General features: G+C 65.8%; 21 protein-coding genes. 9 read left to right on the forward strand and 12 right to left on the reverse strand.

The annotated features are described in order from the left end of the window. Positions 1 to 171 precede the first annotated feature (171 nt). From ACFWW9_RS07345 to ACFWW9_RS07385, 9 genes are all read right to left on the reverse strand, one after another. Complete coding sequence (locus ACFWW9_RS07345) at positions 172 to 1431, reverse strand: tyrosine-type recombinase/integrase (protein ID WP_390372719.1); 1260 nt, start codon at positions 1429 to 1431, stop codon at positions 172 to 174. Then, a complete protein-coding gene (locus tag ACFWW9_RS07350; protein WP_390372721.1) occupies positions 1431 to 1622 on the reverse strand; it encodes an excisionase family DNA-binding protein in 192 nt (63 codons plus the stop codon). Before ACFWW9_RS07350 ends, ACFWW9_RS07345 begins: the two co-directional genes overlap by 1 nt. Before the next feature lie 19 nt (positions 1623 to 1641). Then, the gene (locus tag ACFWW9_RS07355; RefSeq protein WP_390372723.1) at positions 1642 to 3261 is read right to left on the reverse strand and encodes a replication initiator; all 1620 of its coding nucleotides are present in this window, start codon (positions 3259 to 3261) and stop codon (positions 1642 to 1644) included. Then, a complete protein-coding gene (locus ACFWW9_RS07360) occupies positions 3258 to 4697 on the reverse strand; it encodes an FtsK/SpoIIIE domain-containing protein (RefSeq protein ID WP_390372726.1) in 1440 nt (479 codons plus the stop codon). Before ACFWW9_RS07360 ends, ACFWW9_RS07355 begins: the two co-directional genes overlap by 4 nt. 41 nt (positions 4698 to 4738) lie before the next feature. Further along, positions 4739 to 5023: a hypothetical protein gene (locus ACFWW9_RS07365; RefSeq protein WP_390372730.1), complete on the reverse strand. Its 285-nt coding sequence runs from the start codon at positions 5021 to 5023 to the stop codon at positions 4739 to 4741. A gap of 157 nt (positions 5024 to 5180) precedes the next feature. Continuing rightward, positions 5181 to 5423, reverse strand: coding sequence for an AMED_5909 family protein (locus tag ACFWW9_RS07370; protein WP_390372733.1), 243 nt, complete (start codon positions 5421 to 5423; stop codon positions 5181 to 5183). Positions 5424 to 5464: 41 nt separating this feature from the next. After that, on the reverse strand, positions 5465 to 5821 hold the full coding sequence (locus ACFWW9_RS07375) for a helix-turn-helix domain-containing protein (protein ID WP_390372736.1): 357 nt from the start codon (positions 5819 to 5821) through the stop codon (positions 5465 to 5467). Between the two features lie 423 nt (positions 5822 to 6244). Continuing rightward, positions 6245 to 6523 (reverse strand): hypothetical protein, encoded by a 279-nt coding sequence (locus tag ACFWW9_RS07380; protein ID WP_390372739.1) that lies wholly within the window; start codon positions 6521 to 6523, stop codon positions 6245 to 6247. Positions 6524 to 6525: 2 nt separating this feature from the next. Next, the gene (locus ACFWW9_RS07385; RefSeq protein WP_390372742.1) at positions 6526 to 7011 is read right to left on the reverse strand and encodes a hypothetical protein; all 486 of its coding nucleotides are present in this window, start codon (positions 7009 to 7011) and stop codon (positions 6526 to 6528) included. A gap of 237 nt (positions 7012 to 7248) precedes the next feature. Here ACFWW9_RS07385 and ACFWW9_RS07390 point away from each other — a divergent pair, with 237 nt between their 5' ends. The 8 genes from ACFWW9_RS07390 to ACFWW9_RS07425 all read left to right on the forward strand — a co-directional run bounded on the left by ACFWW9_RS07390 (position 7249) and on the right by ACFWW9_RS07425 (position 13202). After that, positions 7249 to 8091 carry a GntR family transcriptional regulator gene (locus ACFWW9_RS07390; protein WP_390372745.1) on the forward strand — a complete coding sequence of 281 codons (843 nt, stop codon included), beginning with the start codon at positions 7249 to 7251 and terminating at the stop codon, positions 8089 to 8091. A 173-nt stretch (positions 8092 to 8264) separates the two neighbouring features. Next, a complete protein-coding gene (locus tag ACFWW9_RS07395; RefSeq protein ID WP_390372972.1) occupies positions 8265 to 8798 on the forward strand; it encodes an HAD family hydrolase in 534 nt (177 codons plus the stop codon). Between the two features lie 379 nt (positions 8799 to 9177). Next, positions 9178 to 9948, forward strand: coding sequence for a TIGR04255 family protein (locus ACFWW9_RS07400; RefSeq protein ID WP_390372748.1), 771 nt, complete (start codon positions 9178 to 9180; stop codon positions 9946 to 9948). Between the two features lie 224 nt (positions 9949 to 10172). Next, positions 10173 to 10475 (forward strand): hypothetical protein, encoded by a 303-nt coding sequence (locus tag ACFWW9_RS07405; protein ID WP_390372750.1) that lies wholly within the window; start codon positions 10173 to 10175, stop codon positions 10473 to 10475. Beyond that, positions 10468 to 10929, forward strand: coding sequence for a hypothetical protein (locus ACFWW9_RS07410; RefSeq protein ID WP_390372753.1), 462 nt, complete (start codon positions 10468 to 10470; stop codon positions 10927 to 10929). Before ACFWW9_RS07405 ends, ACFWW9_RS07410 begins: the two co-directional genes overlap by 8 nt. A 785-nt stretch (positions 10930 to 11714) precedes the next feature. Continuing rightward, positions 11715 to 12209 carry a sigma factor-like helix-turn-helix DNA-binding protein gene (locus ACFWW9_RS07415; protein WP_390372755.1) on the forward strand — a complete coding sequence of 165 codons (495 nt, stop codon included), beginning with the start codon at positions 11715 to 11717 and terminating at the stop codon, positions 12207 to 12209. Between the two features lie 74 nt (positions 12210 to 12283). Then, positions 12284 to 12745: a hypothetical protein gene (locus ACFWW9_RS07420; protein WP_390372758.1), complete on the forward strand. Its 462-nt coding sequence runs from the start codon at positions 12284 to 12286 to the stop codon at positions 12743 to 12745. A gap of 106 nt (positions 12746 to 12851) precedes the next feature. After that, positions 12852 to 13202 (forward strand): hypothetical protein, encoded by a 351-nt coding sequence (locus ACFWW9_RS07425; RefSeq protein ID WP_390372761.1) that lies wholly within the window; start codon positions 12852 to 12854, stop codon positions 13200 to 13202. Positions 13203 to 13227: 25 nt separating this feature from the next. Here the strand turns inward: ACFWW9_RS07425 and ACFWW9_RS07430 are convergent, their stop codons facing one another. Beyond that, on the reverse strand, positions 13228 to 14115 hold the full coding sequence (locus ACFWW9_RS07430; RefSeq protein WP_390372764.1) for an SGNH/GDSL hydrolase family protein: 888 nt from the start codon (positions 14113 to 14115) through the stop codon (positions 13228 to 13230). 88 nt (positions 14116 to 14203) lie between these two features. Continuing rightward, positions 14204 to 15016 carry a serine hydrolase domain-containing protein gene (locus ACFWW9_RS07435; protein WP_390372767.1) on the reverse strand — a complete coding sequence of 271 codons (813 nt, stop codon included), beginning with the start codon at positions 15014 to 15016 and terminating at the stop codon, positions 14204 to 14206. A gap of 23 nt (positions 15017 to 15039) precedes the next feature. Between ACFWW9_RS07435 and ACFWW9_RS07440 the strand changes: the two genes are divergently transcribed. Next, complete coding sequence (locus ACFWW9_RS07440; RefSeq protein ID WP_390372770.1) at positions 15040 to 15942, forward strand: ribonuclease Z; 903 nt, start codon at positions 15040 to 15042, stop codon at positions 15940 to 15942. On the opposite strand, the gene ACFWW9_RS07445 is transcribed toward ACFWW9_RS07440, so the two are convergent. Further along, on the reverse strand, positions 15929 to 16816 hold the full coding sequence (locus tag ACFWW9_RS07445) for an NAD-dependent epimerase/dehydratase family protein (protein ID WP_390372774.1): 888 nt from the start codon (positions 16814 to 16816) through the stop codon (positions 15929 to 15931). The genes ACFWW9_RS07440 and ACFWW9_RS07445 overlap by 14 nt on opposite strands. Between the last annotated feature and the right edge of the window lie 30 nt (positions 16817 to 16846).

Raw genomic sequence — 16846 nt, forward strand, 5'->3', positions numbered from 1 at the left:
CGCCTGCATGGCGTTGACCAGCACAGGAGCAACACCCGGTGACATCCTGAACCCCTAGCCCAAGAACTACGGATCAGAAGGTTAGGGGTTCGAATCCCTTCGGGCGCACACTGGTCAGGGCCCCTGTGGAGAAGTTTCCACAGGGGCCCTGACCGCAGTTGTGACCGCACTTCACTCGCCGGTCGCCTCATCGAACAGCACGCCCATCCGGTTGACCGCATCGTGTTGGACGCTGTCGATCACCTCGATGTACGTGCCGGTCGTCACACTGATCGAACTGTGCCGCAAGATCCTCTGCACCGTCGCCGCCTCCACCCCGAGGGTGAACAAGATCGTCGCCGCCGTGTGTCGCATGTCGTGCACCCGGATCACCCGCACGTCCGCCTTGACGCACAGCGCCTCGAACGTCCGGTTGATGTTGCGAGGCTCGATCGGCGTCCCGATGGGCGTCGTGAACACCAACCCCGAGTTCCGCCACCGCTCACCCGCGGCCAACCGTTCACCAGCCTGCCCGGCCTTGTGCCGCCGCAGGATGGCGACCAGGGGAGTGGGCAACGGGATGGTCGCGGCCGACGCTTCGGTCTTCACCTCGTCAAGGCTCAACTTGCCGTCCACGCGGTGCAGCGCCTGCGCGATGGTGACCTTGCCGCCCACCAGGTCCACGTCCTGCCACCGCAGACCGAGCGCCTCACCTCGCCGCAACCCGATGGCCAGGCCGACCGCCCACAGCCCGTACAGGCGGTGCTCCTTGGCCGTGGCCAGGAACTTGGTCGCCTCCGCCGCACTCCACGCCCGGTGCTGCCGCTTCCCAGTACCCGGCAGCTTGACCAGCGTGGCGACGTTCCGGGACAGCAGATCCTCTTCCATCGCGTCTTGGAGAGCTGCCCGCAGCAGTCGGAGCAGGTAGCGAATGCTTGCCGAAGCAGGGACCGACTTGCAGCACTCCTTCGGCTTCCTGGCACAGCACCGAGCTTCCCGACCAGGCTTCTCCGCCCATTTGACGTCCTTGTCCTGGGCGCAGCACTGGCACGTCTTGCTGACCGTGTTGAGCCACGAGCGGATGTGCTGGGCGGTCAACTCCTTGAGCTTCTTCTTCCCGATGCCCGGAATGATGTAGAGCCGCGTAAGGCCTTCGTACGAGCTGAAGGTGGTGCGCCGAACCGAAGGCTCTGCGATCTCCTTCAGCCAGTACGCGAAGAACTGCGCGACCGTCAGCTTCGTGTTCGACACCGGAATTCCCCGCCGGTTGGCGTCCTGAAGCTCGATCTTCTTGTTGTTGCAGTCCTCCCAGGACTTCCCGTAGACGCTCTTGCGCGTCCACTGCCCATCAGGCGTGGTGACGAACACCTGCGCTTCGTACCGGCCGTCCTTGCGCTGTTTGATCGTTCCTTCGCCATTGGCACGCCGAGTACCGGACTTCTGCGGCTCCATCACGCCACCTCTCCGAGCAGATCACCCAAGTAGTCGTCGAGCGCAGCGCGTGAAACGCGGCGGCAGCGGCCCACCTGCACCGATTGGAGGACGCCGTCCCAGATCAGCCGGTAGACGGTCCATCGGCTGACCGCGAGAAGGTCAGCGACGGTCTGAACTGGCAGTAGTTGGTTCTTGTTGTTCTCAGGCATCGAACTGTCCCCCCGTTGATCAGGCTGCTTGCGGAGTTGCCGAAAGTTCTGGCGGGTCGCTGGCCGCGAGTAGTGCCCGGTCGTATTCGGCCTTCCACGTCACGCGCTGGGCTATGGCGTGCATGAGGAGGTGGTTTCGCGGAGGCACGTTCGGGTCGCCGGGCCGGACTTTGTTCCAGACCAGCCGCGAGGTGTCCTGAATGGGCTTCTCGATGCCGACCGTGGCCAGGAGTTCGGTGACGAAGCGCTTCCGGTCGGCCTTGTGGTCGGCGAGCGTCTTGCCAGACCACTTCCGCGACACCAAGACCCGCCGACCAGGCAGGCCGAGGGTGGTTCGCCGGTGTGCACGGCCCTTGCAGTGACCCGGAGTCGTGCGGGAGTTGGCGCCCTTGGGTTGGACGCCGTAGAGCAGCCACACCGCGCAGGTGGGGGAGCAGGGCGTCACGGCCAGTTCGTCGGCCAGGCGGTCCGCGTGCTGGCGCTGGCGGTTGGTGTTCTGCTCGACGACCTCGCCGATCGACTTGGTGAGGTACTTCGTCAGGTAGCCGATGTGGCGACCGGATTCCTCTGTGCCACCAAGGATTCCCTTGGAATGGACCTGCCGACCGAAGGTCACCACGTGCGCCGGGACGTCCGCTTCTTCCACGGCATCGGTCCACTCGGTGAGCGGGTGTCGGGTGTCCGGGTCCACGAAGGCCTTGCGGTTGGCGTCCCAGGCGGGAAGGTGCCCGTCGAGGTAGGTGCGTTCGTCGTGGTTGGGCCACCACACCTGGTGGTAGGTGGCAGCGGTGACCTGGCGGATGACCTCGTGCGAGATCGAGCCGCGGACTGCCGCATGGAGGTGCGGAGCTGCGCGCTTCTGCGGTTCGACGGTGGCGAAGTACTGGACCTCCCAGCCGATGACCCGCCGCAGGTTCTGCCACCACCGGTCAACGAGGCTCGCGAAGTGCACTGCGTCCCGAGCCGCCCGCCGGTAGTCGTAGGTGTTCGGGTCCACCGGAGTGCCGTCGTCACGGACACGGCCGTAGGTGTCGAGGGTCAGCGTGATGAACATGGACGGCCGGTAGGCACCCGCGAACTCCCGCCCGAGAGTCCGCTTCTCGACCTTGCGCCGAGGCAGGTTCGGCGCTTCCTGACGGCGTTTGGTCGACCGCTTCGGAGCCTGCTTGGCAGGGAGATCCGGAGACGGGAAGCGCCCGCGGACTCCGAGTTGCCGAAGATCGTCATCGATGTTGTGGATCTCTTCGCGGAAGTCGTCAGCGTCAGCCCCTTCGCTCTCCCGGTAGAGCGCAACGAGGTCCGCGCGAAGCTCCAACAGCACTGTCTGATCAGCGGTCGGCGGTTCCGGGGTGAAGTCGGGTTCGGTCTCCATATGCCAGCCCTCGCGGCACTGGACCATCCGCAGCGCCTTCGCCTTCCGGGCACAGGGCTTGCAGACGCTTTCGACCGTGGACCCGCAGGGCACCGCGACGTAGCGGATCTCGTAGGCGTCCGGGTCCTGCACTTCCATCGTGAACGGCCGGACGCAGACGCCATGCTGCTCAGCGGCAGCTTTGGTGACGTCGAGGGACCTCGGTTGCCGCATCCGTGCCGCACGGGTCTGCCCCAGGACGTCGACGGGGGTCGTGGTGACGCTCATGCCGCCACGCCCCTTTCGCCGTTGTCGGGACGCGTCGGGAACGGGTGCACCGTGGCATCGGGCGCGGTGACGTAGACCCGCAGCACCTCAAGATCGGTATCGGTTACGTGGAAGGCCCTCGCCCGATCAGGTTCGCGCTGCCCGTCCTGCTTCACCCAGGCAACGCCCGGAGTGCTCTCCGCGATCTCGTGAGCAGCGGCCCCACGCTGGCGGACACCGTCGCCCAGGACCATGTCCACCTGTTGCGGTTCGTCCAGCCGAAGGGCAACGCGGGTCGTGAACAGGTGGCGGAACGAGACGATCTCCTTGCGCGGGTCTTGGACCAGGCCCACCAGGACGTAACCAGGTGCACGCCCCTGCGAGGTGATCGTCTGGACGGCCCGAGCCGCACGGTCCCGAAGCTGCTTGTCGGGCTGATAGGCGATGACGTCGGCCAACTCGTCCACGATCAGCACCGTGAGCGGTTCGCCGGTATCCCAAGCCCACAGGCGTCGAATGCCCCGGTAACGAGCCGCGCGCTCCCTGACCTCGTTGGCGATCTCTTCCAGCAGCTCGACCACATCGGCACCGTTGCCGAAGACCAAGCGGTCGAAGGCTTCTGGGCACTGACCCAGTTCCATACCGCCTTTGGGATCGATGCCCACCAGGCGCACCAGTCCTGCGCGAACAGCAGGGGCGAGCTGCCACACGATCGACCACAGCACCGAGCCCTTACCGGCCCCAGGAACGCCGACCACGAGGAGCTGAGACCCGAGCAGACGAAGCCGCCACGGCTTACCGGTTTCAGTCCGGCCAACGGTGACCTTCTTCAGATCCACCGCGTTGGCGTCCACGTCCAGAGCGGGGACGGGCAGCGGTCGGACCAGCGGGTCACGGTGGATCAAGTCCAGCTCGACCACCCGAGGCCGCAGCACCCGCACCCGACACGAGCGAGCGCCGAACGAGTGCGCCAGGTTGTCCCGCCGCAGCTCCCACGCTTCCGGCGACTGGGCCGGGATCATCCGCACCCGAACGCGGTCCCGCCACCCCTCAGCCCGCACCGCCCGCAGCCGAGGCCGGTACTCCTTGCCTCGGTCACGCTTGACCAGGTCAGCCAGCCGCATGACCGTCCGCCACCGGAACGCGTAGACCGTCGCCCGCCGCCACTCCGAGAGCACCGGCAGCACCGCGTACCGCCGACACGGGTCCGGGTAGAGCCCGCCCCAGATCAGCAATCCGGCGACGAGCGCCAAGACCACGAACACCAACCACCACCAGCCGCAGTACCGCACCAAGGCGACCCCGCACAACGGCACCGCGACCGAGATCGGGTAACGCCGAATGAGCCGGAACCCCAAGCGCAGCAACAAAATCACGCCACCGACCGGCACAGCGATCCACAACAGCCACCACGGCAGCAGAAGCCACCAGGGCAGCCGCGGACGTGCGATCTCCAACGGAGCCGGGTCAACCCACCGGCTCGACCTAGGGGCGCGCATCAGACGTCACCCTCGACGCAGGCGGCACAGCGGAACGCCGAGCTGAAGTCGTTGATCCACCCCGCGTGCAGGAACGCCCCCGTCCCGGTCCCGCACTCAGCCTTGCAGGTCAAGCACTCGTAGCCTTCCGCCTGCGCTTGGGTCAGCTCCAACTCCACGGTCTCACCGCTCCGGAAGTCGACCGTGTACGTGGACACGGTCTGCTTCGAGGCGATGATCTGCGCCCACAGCAGCCGACCAAGATTCCCGTCTGGCGCTGGAACACGCCCAGGCTCTACGCTCATGTCGTTCACTCCGTTACGCGTGGTGGACAGCGCAGGAGCGGCGAGGTTGGTAGCCGTGTTCCGCTCCTGCGTCTTACGCTTCCCTTGTGCCGCAACAAGACGTGCGGCATCGCCGCATGACCCGACAAGATCACGCGGTATGTCCTAACAGGACTGTTTACTCCTCGGGACTGAGCCGTTCTCCCTTCGCCCGTTCACGAGCCGACCAGTACAGCGCCTCGTGGTGGTGATCCCGATCGGTCTCGGCGACCTGGCCGTAGATCACTGCACTGCGCAGGTAGTAGTCCCGCAGCACGGCCGGGGCCGAACTCGGTGCGGGCTGCAACTTCCCCAGCGCTTCGTGCGCCTCCTTCAAGGTCCGCACTTCCCGAGCGGCCTTCCACGGGTCAACCTTGGCCACCGCTCCCATTGCCGCCTCCCTTCACCGTTTTCCGGACGCCGTCAGGCGTCGTTGAGGGCCGCCGTTGCCAGCCGCAGAGCGCCAGCGGGCAGGTACCGCTCAGGCAGATCGACGTAGAGCGCCAAGCCGTCAACCACCCGGACCGACCTGCGGATGGCGCGATAGCCATCGGGCAAGAAGGGGTCGCACTCCGCCCGGTACTGCTCCGCCACATCCATGAGGAGATCAAGCGGGCTGACGTCCAGGACATCGCAGTACATGCCCAGCGCTTGCGTCGACAACCCGCGCCGCCCCTGCTCGACCTTCGAGATCAGCGCGGTGGAGACACCGAACGCCCGCGCCATCACCCCAGGCTGAACATCAAGTTCCCGTCGCAGCGCCCGCAGATGCGCGCCCATGATCCGGTTGTACTGACCCCGCCGAGGCTGTGCCCGCTTCTGCCCGCCACTCATCGCCGCCCCCGCATCCCAGGAGTCCAGATCTGCGGCGCCGCACACCGGACCAACCGCGGAGCAAGCCGCTCGGCCGGCGCAGGCAATGTGATCAGCCCGTCGACCACGTCCCCCAGCTCACCAACCCGCTCCCACAGCAGCCCCGGAGGATCACCACCGTCGGTGCGAATCCCCATCGAATCGGTTGCCGAAAGAACCCGCAGGCAGTCCAACCACCCACCAGGCCAGGCCCGGAACGCGTCGACCTGCGAGACCCCACCCGCGTCGGACCGGTGCACGAACGCCCACCCCGACGCCCTCAACTCCACCAACCGGTGCAGCACCGGGTAGGCACTCAAAGCCACCGCGGTCACATCGGTGTCCATAAGCTCACTGCTCCCCTTGCTCAGCCGAGCCGGCGCGGGAGTCCTCGATCCACGCACGCCGCTCGAACTCCTCAGCCGCGATGGAGCAGGCGTGACGAGCCCACAAGGGCACCGCCAGATCAGCGGCCAAGATCCGCCACGCCTGCGCCAGGACCGAATAACCACGGGCCAGCCGCAACACCGCCACCAACTCCCCGGTCCGGGAAGCCGCGAACAACGCCGCCGTCTGCTCCGCATAAGCCGTGTTCCAGCGGGCGACCGCCTCACGCGACGGCCGCGCCACCGTCAGGCCGCCGTCTTCGCATCACCCTGCGCAGGCCCACCAGCAGGCTTGCCCTCACCACCGCTCCGCTTCGGAGCCGCCCCAGCGTTCGGCGACGCGATCCCAGCAGCCCGAATCGTGAACCCCTGGTACTTGAACTTCTCACCCATCACACGCGGCTCGACCGTCATCCCCTCGAACGCAACGGGCCGCACCTCCATACCGGGCATCACCTGCACCGACGACGGCGGCACCGGCTGATGATCAGCAGTGACCACCACGGTCACCGACGCGTCCCGCTCCTTCTCTGCGGACGGGTCCGTGACCATGACCTTCCACTGCCGCTTGCCGGTCTTCTCGTCAACGCGCTGCTTGGGCTGCTTACCCCGCGCCTTGTCCTCCTGGCTCAGGTAGTCCATGTCCGGAGCCACCTCACCAACCATCAGCGCCCCCATCGGGAACACCTGCTCAAAGCCCACCGCGAACCGCGTGCCGTAGGGAATCGCCATGCCGGTCAACCTCCAAGTTGCCTAGCCAACCTGTCCAAGTTGGACAACCCGAAGGTAAGCCAGCCTGGCTAGACAAGTCAAGCGGTTCGCCCATACACGATCGAGCTAGCTCACTAGGCGGGCTAGACAACTACGCGTGGGCGCGGTGCAATGGCTAGACGCAATGCGTCTGCGAGTTGCGTCCAGGCCCTTGCGTGGCGGACACCAGCAGGCGCACACCATCGTTGGAAGGCAGACATGGCACTGGACCCGGACGACCCTCGCCCGCCGTACGTGCAGGTGGCGAACGCTCTACGGGCAGCCATCCTGACCAAGGTCTTCAAGGCGGGGGACAAGCTGCCATCCCGCTCCGAGCTGGCGAAGAAGTACGAAGTAGCACCGATGACCGTGCAGAACGCTCTACGCGAGCTGCGCGAAGAGGGCCTGATCGTCTCCCGACAGGGCAGCGGCGTCTTCGTCCGAGAGCGCACCGAACGCCCAGTAGGACTACGCCCTCACGTAGAACGAGCCTTCGAGGCCGATCACGTCACGATCGACTTCGCTGGCTTCTCAGGCGAAACTCTCCACGGCATCGTCCAAGAACCCTTGGACAAGATCCGCATCGGCCGCCTACGCCCAGAATCCATCCACGTCCGCATCCTCGTGCCAGACCCCACCGTCCCGTGGTCAGTCCCCAGCAAGGTTGCAGACCTCTCCGACAGCCCCGAGTTCCGCGAGCGATCCGCAGAGATCATGCGCCGCCACACCCTCGCCATCGTGGACAACGTCAACGAGTTGGGCACTCTTGGCCTGGTCAAGGACGTCAGCGCAGAGGTCCGCATCCACAGGGCAACGCCGATGTTCAAGCTCTACATGCTCAACAACCAAGAAGCCTTCTTCGGCTTCTACCCAGTCCGTGAACACGTGCTTTCACTGGGTGGCGAGCCACAGGCCATCTATGACCTGATGGGTAAGGACACTGTCCTCTTCCAGCACAGTGTCACCGACGACGACAGCAGCACAGGCAGCCAGTATGTAGACCAAGCAAGCGCATGGTTCGACAGTCTGTGGGACACCATCGCAGTTGAGTACACGCGATGACCGGGCAACGAGTCTCCGCGAGGGACTTTAACGCCCTACGTATGACCATGATCAATGCTGAAGCCTTGTTCTTAGACTTTGACGGTCCAATCTGCCGCGTCTTCGCTGGCATCTCAGCTAGCCAAGTTGCAGATCGGCTACGTCGTGTGTTGGAGGGCAGGGGACACGGGGATATGCCACTCGAGGTCGCCAGGAGCGAAGATCCTTTTGACGTCTTCCGTTACGCAGCGACACTTAGCGAGGCGGATGCCTATCACGTCGAGGCTGCACTGACTGCCTCCGAGGTCGACGCAGTTGCACTTGCCGAGCCCGCAGGTGGCTCTCATCAGCTCATGCGCATATGGCATGGGCTGGGACGTCGAGCTGCTGTGACAAGTAACAACTCTGCTGTTTCGATCGACCAGTATCTAGGCATGCATGCGCTAGCTCGTTACGTTGACGCTGTTGGAGGTCGGGAAGGTGCGGATCCTGCGAAGCTCAAGCCGGACCCGTCCGTGGTTAGGAGGATGGTGCAGGCGCTAGGTGTGCTACCTGAAAGCTGTGTGCTCCTAGGAGATTCCGTGTCAGATGTAACGGCAGCAGCACGGGTTGGAATAAAGATGATCGGCCTGGCCCGAACTGCGGCTAAGCGTGAAGCACTGCTCAGTGCGGGTGCGCTTGTTGTGGTGGCGACTGTCGGCAGTGTTGCAGATGTAATCCATCAGTGACCGATGGAGTTAGTGGGCGGAAGTGCAACGTCTGCGAGCTAGGGGGGCATGATCATTGTCTAGGGGTTGGCATTTGGCGGCAAGGTCGTAGTGTGGATGAACCATCCGGGTGACGAGGCCGTAGTGCTACGAGTCGGCAAGTTGTCCCGCAAGTGTGCGGCCGTGCACGTTGCGTGACTGAAATTGATCTTTCGGCGCAGCCGGAAGTGGGTTCGACTAGGCCAATGGTGGTTGAAGCCAAGTGATTGGAACTCTCTGTGCGACAAGTCAGGGAACCACACGATCGTGTACGCCCGTCGAGTAATCAGCCATTTTGCAGTGTCATCGTGCCGGTCGGCTCTATATCCTTGGGGTACGCCGATACGCGGAGGCTGACGCGATGACAACCGTACGGTTCACTCAACCCCCCGTGAGGGAGGTGTCGCTGACTGTTTTGTTTGAGCCTGTTTCTGGGGTTTTAGCTGCGCATGTCGGGGACCTATTGAGCCGTCTCAGGCCTCGTTATCCGAAGGTTGCTGAGCGTTCGGCCATGCCTCCCTGGAATGAGTTAAATGTTCCTGGAATAAAAATCTTTTCCGATGGTCAAACTCCCCCATACTGCTGGTGGATAAGTAATGACTCGAATGATCGGTTGATTAGATTTCAGTTCGATCGATTGATCTGTTCGTGGCGTTATACTTCAGGCGGGAACCCGTATCCCGACTATCATGCACTCTTGCTTGAGCTTGAAGAGCTTATCGGTGAAAGTAGTGACTGGCTGCAAACTAAGCTGCCGGGCGTGCTCCTGGCAGATAGAATTGTGCGCGTGCAAATTGACTACATCAATAGAATTGATTTGCAGCCAGCTGACCTATTGCATGGATTGATAACGGAATGGTCGCATGAGCGAGGGAACACTAGTTTTTCCGATAGCTCTCTAGTTTCTGCTCAGTGGATTGTTGATGATGACAGTACGGCTGATCAGCAGACGACTATGAAAGTTGATCCGGATGGTGTCGATGGCTCCAGATTGACTTTGATTTCGACGACTGACATCAATGTCGGCGAAGTGTATCAAGATAGCTTTGGGCGAATTCATGATCGACTGGAGAAGCTATTTCTTTCAGCAACATCGGAAGATATGCAACAAAAGTGGGGGCGGCGACAATGACGGTATCCATCGAGTCTGCCAGCAAGATTGCGAACATACCTCCGATTTGGGAGGTAAGCCCGCAGCGCTCTGACAAGGCGATACCGCTTGCAACCCACACGCGGCCCGAGCGTCCGATCTCTATTTCTAGTGGTCAAGGCCGCAGTTGGGTCCAGTCCATGGGCCGAGCTCTGCGTGACGTGGTCGGTCTTCCGGCAAACTGGAACGGCCCTGGTTCATATGCCGTGAGCGCGGAGACGGTCGCAAAGCTGATCCGTGTTCTGATTGATGTGGGCGCTTATAAGGTCCCTGCCCCAAGTCTTGTTCCTCTTCCCTCTGGTGGGGTGCAGGCAGAGTGGCACTTCTTGGAGCAGTCGATCGAGATTGGCGTCGAGGCTGGTGGGGAAATATTTGCGTATGCCTCCGATGTTGACGGAGTTTCCGTAGTAGAAATGGAAGATGCTTGGTTTATCCCCAATGACCAGGCTGCCTTGTTGAAGCAAGGTCTGCTGCTTTACGCGCGCAGAGTAGGGGGGCGCGGTGAGTGATAGTTCCGGCTTACAGCCAGATGCGGAATTAGTAAGAAGTGAGTTTAACGCCCCCGATGACGAGGTTCTGTACAGGCACGTTCACCCGACTCATTGGGTGTTTGACGATGGCGCTGGGGGCTATCGCTTATCTACCGCATTTATGATGATAGAGACCGGCGATGACGGGCTATCGTCGTATGCTGAAACTTTGCTAAAAGAGCGCAGTGTGGCGCCGGAGGATATTTTACCTGGTGCAGAGTACGGCCTGGCCTCGATAACGTCAGGCGATGCAAGAGGGCAAGCCTGTGATGTCGTTTTCAGTCCAGATAAAGTGCTTCCAATAAACTTCGCGCATATGCTTATTTGCTTGTCTTCGGCGGATCTGAGTAGGAATCAGCGGCGCAAGCTCAGTAAAGCCTTGTGCGAGTTTTTGACAATTCTCAAACCTCCGCATGTTGCAGATCGCTCCTAGATTAATCCATCTAATAGATAGTGTTATTGCCGAACTTAGCTCTATGGGATCAAGGCGCGCCGCCGGTGGCGGCGCGCTGGGCCTGTCACCTTGGCACCGTGTCCGCATCCATCCCGGCACGCCAGGCTCCCGCTTCGCTCCGCCTAGCGGCCGGGCGGCGTGGCTCGGGCGATGGGCGGCAGCGCCACCACCGGCGGCACGCAGGGAGCACGAGCACGCTGCCAGCGAGTACCAGCCGGGACGATCGCGTGGTTGGTCGCCTCGGCGAGCTGGGCACGGCGATCGACGCCCGCCGACGCTTCGCGCCAACGGCCAACGAGTACCAGGCCCCCTGGTAATACAGAAGGCATCGCCCCGACACCGCCATGATCGGTCACGGCCAGAAGCGCCGCGTCAAGGCGGGAGGACGTGCCTTGACTCGCCTCCACTGTCCGCGAGATCGGCTGTGTGTCGAGGTGATGCCGGGGGTGCGGGCGGGTCGGAAAGTGACCGCAGTTCTGACCGCAATGGCAGGCCAACCGCGGCTACCTGTGCACCCCCTGCACCAACGGGCTGTGGGGCGGAGTGCCAGGTCAGCGTGGCCGCACCATCCTACGGATCAGAAGGTTAGGGGTTCGAATCCCTTCGGGCGCACAACGGCAGGGCCCCTGTGGAGATGTTTCCACGGGGCCCTGGTCGTTTTGGGGGCGAGAGGTTCTTCTCAACAGTGTTGCCAAACCTGCGTCACGGGGGTGACGTGGGGGAGTCCTGTCTATGGCGGGACGGCAGTGTGGAGGAGGCCGGTGATGGGCACCGACGTCGAGCAGGGTGGCGGGACCGGGGTCAGTGGGCGGTCCGCTGTGAGCGGGCGGGTTGACGTCGAGGCGATCTGGCCGGTCGTCGTCCGGTACTGCCGGGGGCGGATCGGGCGGGTGGGCGGGTCGTTCGCGGTGGCGGACGGGGTGGCTCGGGACGTGTGTTCCACGGCCTTCGGTGGGCTGGCGGAGTTTCGGCGGCGGGGTGGGTCGTTCCTGGCTTTCGTGTACGGCATCGCGTTGCGGGAGGTCGGGCGGGAGTACGGGGGCGCTGTGGCGTCGGCTCCGGGGTTCTCGGCCGAGCTGGTCGAAGCGCTTTCCGCGGAGCAGCGGGAGATCCTGGTGTTGCGGGTCGTCGTCGGGCTGTCGGCCGAGGAGACGGCCGACGCGGTCGGGATGGCGCCCGGAGCGGTTCGGGTCGCGCAGCACCGGGCGTTGACCGAGTTGCGGCGGCTCGTCAAGGCTGGAGGGGACGAGGACCGGTAGGCGTGCTGCCCGTCGAACGTCCCCGGGTGGGCGTGAGAACGTTGTGGTGCTGATGACCATGGCGGGGGTGTGGAATGGCTCGGTCCGTGACGATCACCGGGGCGCGGGCTGTGGAGCACCTGTCCGCCGAGGAACTGGTCGAGGTGTTCGAGGCGTACGTGCTGCCGTTCGCGGTGGCGGAGGCGCGGTTCTTCGTCGGCGGGGCCGTCGGGGTCGACACGGCGGCGCTGGAGTGGTTGGCCGCCGAGACGAAGGCCGCGGTGACGGTGGTGGTGCCGCGGACCGTGCGGGACCAGCCGGACCAGGCCTCCGCGGCGATCGTGAAGTGGCACGAGGCCGGGCGGCTGGCCGAACTCGTGGAACTGGACATCGACGAGGTCGGCATCGACGCCTACCTCGCCCGCAACCGGTGGATGGTCGACAAGAGCGACCTGGTGATCGGGTTCCCGCGCTCCGGCGACCAGGGCAGCGGAACGGGCTACACGCTCGGCTACGCGGCCTCCCAGGGGAAAGCCCTACTCGTCGCGCCGATCTAGAAACGGGCATCCGATCCGGTGGATCTTGAGCCGCGAGGGGGCGACCGCGGGACTGAGCGGGTGTTATTCCGCCGCGATGGGGTCCGCTGGTGGGATCGTTCGGTTCATGCGCAACGAGGAGATCATGCAGCGGGCCATCGGCGTGCTGACGCTGATGCACGGCGGCGACGGGGAAGCGGATGATCTGCGGCTTGCGTTGAAGCTGCTCCAGGAGGACGTGTTCAGCTACTCCGTGGCGGTGCCGGACTCGGCGACGGAGGACGTGGCGGAGTTCGTGCGGTTGGCGCTGGAGCAGGTGATGGCTCGGGTGGCGGCGTTCACGGCCGGGTTGACGCTGGGGTTCCAGGCGGTGGCGCACGCGTACGAGGAGCAGTGCGAGGACGCGGACGTGGCGACGGTGTTGCAGCAGCTGGCGTTGCGGTTGGAGTCGCAAAGAGGGGACGAGCGGCCCGCCTGACGCGCGGGCGGGCCGCTCGCGGGGTCTAGAGGGCGCACTCCAGCAGCTTCGCGAAGGCCGCCTGGCCCGCCTTGCTGGGGTGCAGGACGGCGACGGGGCCCTCCTGGCCGGGGGCCAGCGCTTCCAGGCCGCGGTAGAAGGGGGTGCCCGCCTGGCAGGCGGAGTGGCCCTCGAACTCGGCGCGGAGCGTGCCGCCGTCGGTGTAGGCGCTGGCGTAGACGGCGTTCACGCCGCCGCGGCGGGCAGCGCGGACGCCGTCGCGGATCGCCCGGTCGACGCCCTTGGAGACCTCGGCGCCCTCGGCGCGCTCCGGGAGGGTGAGGATGCCGTCGCCGCAGATCGGGTCGAGCGGCACGTCGGGGGCGTTGGCCGCGGGGGAGAACGCGCGGCCGTAGCCGCCGAGCACGACGCGGGCGCGCGGGCTGCGGTGCTTGACCTCGCCGAGCAACGCGGTGAGCTTGGCGGTCATGGCGGGCAGCTGGTCGAGCACCAGTCGAGACCCGGTGCAGTCGGCCTGGATGCAGAACCCGGCGTAGTCGGCGAAGCTCACGTCGTTGCCGCCGATGGTGAGCAGCACCAGGTCGGTGGTGGTTTTCAGCGAATCCAACTGAGGCGCCTCGCCCTTGAACGCGGTGCTCAGATCGGGAATCGCGGCCCCGCTGCACATGACGTTGGCGAAGTCCACCTTCTTTCCCCTGGAACGAAGGTCGCTCACCACGACGGCCGCCGCCGAATTGGCGCTGCGGTAGCACACGCCGTCGGTTCCCGGCTCGTAGTCACCCGCGCCCGTACCGGCCGCGTAGGAGTCGCCCAGTGCCACTACCTGCAAGGACCGCTGGGTTCCCGCGTTGGCGGCCGGTGCCACCGCGAGGGCGAGAGCGCAGGCGAACAACGCTGTGCCGAGCTTCTTCATCTTTTTCCCCATCCACTTCCGGGCTGAACGGGGCGGAGATTAGCAGTCGGCGTATTCAGAATTTGTTACCGAATCCCATTCAAGACGGTCACTTCAGTTCGGCCAACACCGAATCGGTGAACGACGGCCACGTCTCAATTGCCCATTTCCCGAATGCGCGGTCGGCCAGTGCGACGCACGCGGCGCCCGCCGCCGGGTCGACCCACAGGAACGTGCCGCTCTGGCCGAAGTGGCCGAACGTGGCGGGGGAGCTGGTCGAGCCGGTCCAGTGCGGCGTCTTGCCGTCGCGGATCTCGAACCCGAGGCCCCAGTCGTTCGCGCGCTGGTTGCCGTACCCCGGCAGGACGCCCGCGAGGCCGGGGAACACGACCGTGGTCGCCTCGGCCACCAGTTCCGCCGACACGAGTTTCGGCGCCTGCACCTCCGCCGCGAACAGCGAGAGGTCGGCCACGGTCGACACGGCCCCGGCGGCGGGGCTGCCGTCCAGCGCGGTGGACCCCATGCCGAGCGGCTGGAGCACGGCCTCGGCCAGGTAGTCGCGGAACGCGATCCCGGTCGCCTCCTCCACGGTCTTCGCGAGCACCTCGAAGCCGGTGTTGGAGTAGATCCGCCGCGTGCCCGGCGACGCCTGCGCCGCGGAGCTGTCGAACGCGAGCCCGGACGTGTGCGCGATCAGGTGCCGCACGGTCGAGCCCTCGGGCCCGGCGGGCTGGTCCCACTCGACCGCGCCCTCCTCCACGGCGACGAGCACCGCGTACGCCGTGAGCGGCTTGGTCACGGACGCGAGCGGGAACGGCCGGTCGACCTCGCCGTGACTGCCCACCACCCGCCCGTCGGAGGCGACGACGGCGGTCGCCGCGTTGTCGACCGGCCACTCGGACACCGCGCGCAGGCTCTCCATGGCCCCAACGTTAACGTCGTGCCGTGTCGATCCGTGAGTTGATCGTGCTGGGCACCGCCAGCCAGGTCCCGACCCGTGCGCGCAACCACAACGGCTACCTGCTGCGCTGGGACGCCGAGGGCCTGCTGTTCGACCCCGGCGACGGCGCGCAGCGGCAGATGCTGATGGCCGGGGCGGCCGCGAGCGACATCACCCGGATCTGCGTCACGCACTTCCACGGCGACCACTGCCTCGGCCTGCCGGGGATCGTGCAGCGGCTGTCGCTGGACAAGGTGACCCGCCCGGTCTTCGCCCACTACCCGGCGTCGGGGCAGCACTTCTTCGAACGCCTGCGGCACGCCAGCTCGTTCTACGACGTCACGGACATCCGCCAGGAGCCCGTCACCGCGGAGGGCGTGATCGCGGAAGGGCCGTTCGGCGTGGTCGAGGCGCGCAGGCTCGACCACTCGCTCGACACCTTCGGCTACCGGCTGGTCGAGCCGGACGGGCGGCGGATCCTGCCCGACCGGTTGACGGAGCACGGGATCGCCGGACCCATGGTCCGCGAGCTCCAGGAGAAGGGCGTCCTCGGCGGCGTGACCCTGGAGCAGGTGAGCGAGCCCCGGCCGGGCCAGCGGTTCGGGTTCGTCATGGACACCCGGCTGTGCGACGGCGTGTACGCGCTCGCCGAGAACGCGGACATGCTGGTCATCGAGTCGACCTACCTGCACGAGGACGAGCGGCACGCGGTCGACCACGGCCACCTCACCGCCCGCCAGGCCGCGACCGTCGCCGCCGAGTCGGGGGTGCGCAAGCTCGTGCTCACGCACTTCTCGCAGCGCTACCCGGACTCGTCGCGGTTCCACGCCGAGGCGGCCGAGGTGTTCGACGGGGAGATCGTGGTCGCCAGGGACCTGGAGCGGATCCCGGTGCCTAGGCGCGCCTGAGCCACTGGTCGCGGACCAGGTCGTCGAGCGCGGAGCGGGTCGGCGCCCAGCCGAGCACCTCGCGCAGCCTGCGCGTGTCCGCGCGGAGTTCCCGCACCTCACCGGGGTGCGCGGGCGCGTGCACGAGGGGGACGGGACGTCCGGTGACCCGTTCGACGGACTCGACCACGTCCCGCACGCTCGCCGCGGTCGCGCCGACGTTGAACACGTCGTGCCGCCCCGGCTCGCTGCTGCCCAGCGCCAGCACGGCCGCCGCCGCGACGTCGTCGACGTGCACGAAGTCCCGCACCGCCGACCCGTCGCCGAACACCGTCAACGGCTGCCCGCCCGCCACCGCGTCCACCGCTCGGGTGATCACGCGGGTGCCGTCGCGGTCGACGCCGCCCGCCACGTTGAACACCCGCAGGGACGTCGCGCCGATCAGGCCGGACCGGGCGGTCCACCCGATCAGGTCCTCGGCCGCCGCCTTCGAGGCCGCGTAGGGGTTCGAGGGGGCACGGGGGAAGTCCTCGGTGATCGGCTGCGAGAGGGGGGCTCCGTACACCATCCCGGTGGAGACGAACACCACACGAACGGGTCCTGGCAGCGCTCCCAGGAGGTTCACCGTGCCGCCCACGTTGACGTCGTAGTAGCGCAGCGGCTGCTCGAACGACTCCCGCACCCGTGCCGCCGCGGCGAGGTGGACGACGGCGTCGACGCCCTCCAGCGCGGGCTTGAGCGAAGCGGGTTCCCGCAGGTCACCGTGCACGGACTCGACGTCGTCGCGGCTCGGGGCGGTGTGCGTCAGCACCCTCGTCGACCACCCGTCGGCGAGCAGCAGGTCGACGACCGAGCGGCCGATGAACCCGGACGCGCCGGTGACCAGTACTCGCATTCCCCCATCCCAGCAGACGTCGCCCGATCG

It is taken from the genome of Umezawaea sp. NPDC059074 (assembly GCF_042738955.1).
Classification (GTDB): Bacteria; Actinomycetota; Actinomycetes; order Mycobacteriales; family Pseudonocardiaceae; genus Umezawaea.

Bases quoted from the DNA above. Each gene is read 5' to 3' on its own strand.
- ACFWW9_RS07350 (WP_390372721.1), bottom strand. From the start codon at position 1,622: ATGCCTGAGAACAACAAGAACCAACTACTGCCAGTTCAGACCGTCGCT.
- ACFWW9_RS07420 (WP_390372758.1), top strand. From the start codon at position 12,284: ATGGCTCGGTCCGTGACGATCACCGGGGCGCGGGCTGTGGAGCACCTG.
- ACFWW9_RS07375 (WP_390372736.1), bottom strand. From the start codon at position 5,821: ATGGGCGCGCATCTGCGGGCGCTGCGACGGGAACTTGATGTTCAGCCT.
- ACFWW9_RS07390 (WP_390372745.1), top strand. From the start codon at position 7,249: ATGGCACTGGACCCGGACGACCCTCGCCCGCCGTACGTGCAGGTGGCG.
- ACFWW9_RS07395 (WP_390372972.1), top strand. From the start codon at position 8,265: ATGCCACTCGAGGTCGCCAGGAGCGAAGATCCTTTTGACGTCTTCCGT.
- ACFWW9_RS07415 (WP_390372755.1), top strand. From the start codon at position 11,715: ATGGGCACCGACGTCGAGCAGGGTGGCGGGACCGGGGTCAGTGGGCGG.
- ACFWW9_RS07385 (WP_390372742.1), bottom strand. From the start codon at position 7,011: ATGGCGATTCCCTACGGCACGCGGTTCGCGGTGGGCTTTGAGCAGGTG.
- ACFWW9_RS07345 (WP_390372719.1), bottom strand. From the start codon at position 1,431: ATGGAGCCGCAGAAGTCCGGTACTCGGCGTGCCAATGGCGAAGGAACG.
- ACFWW9_RS07425 (WP_390372761.1), top strand. From the start codon at position 12,852: ATGCGCAACGAGGAGATCATGCAGCGGGCCATCGGCGTGCTGACGCTG.
- ACFWW9_RS07445 (WP_390372774.1), bottom strand. From the start codon at position 16,816: ATGCGAGTACTGGTCACCGGCGCGTCCGGGTTCATCGGCCGCTCGGTC.
- ACFWW9_RS07400 (WP_390372748.1), top strand. From the start codon at position 9,178: ATGACAACCGTACGGTTCACTCAACCCCCCGTGAGGGAGGTGTCGCTG.
- ACFWW9_RS07365 (WP_390372730.1), bottom strand. From the start codon at position 5,023: ATGAGCGTAGAGCCTGGGCGTGTTCCAGCGCCAGACGGGAATCTTGGT.
- ACFWW9_RS07430 (WP_390372764.1), bottom strand. From the start codon at position 14,115: ATGAAGAAGCTCGGCACAGCGTTGTTCGCCTGCGCTCTCGCCCTCGCG.
- ACFWW9_RS07435 (WP_390372767.1), bottom strand. From the start codon at position 15,016: ATGGAGAGCCTGCGCGCGGTGTCCGAGTGGCCGGTCGACAACGCGGCG.
- ACFWW9_RS07355 (WP_390372723.1), bottom strand. From the start codon at position 3,261: ATGAGCGTCACCACGACCCCCGTCGACGTCCTGGGGCAGACCCGTGCG.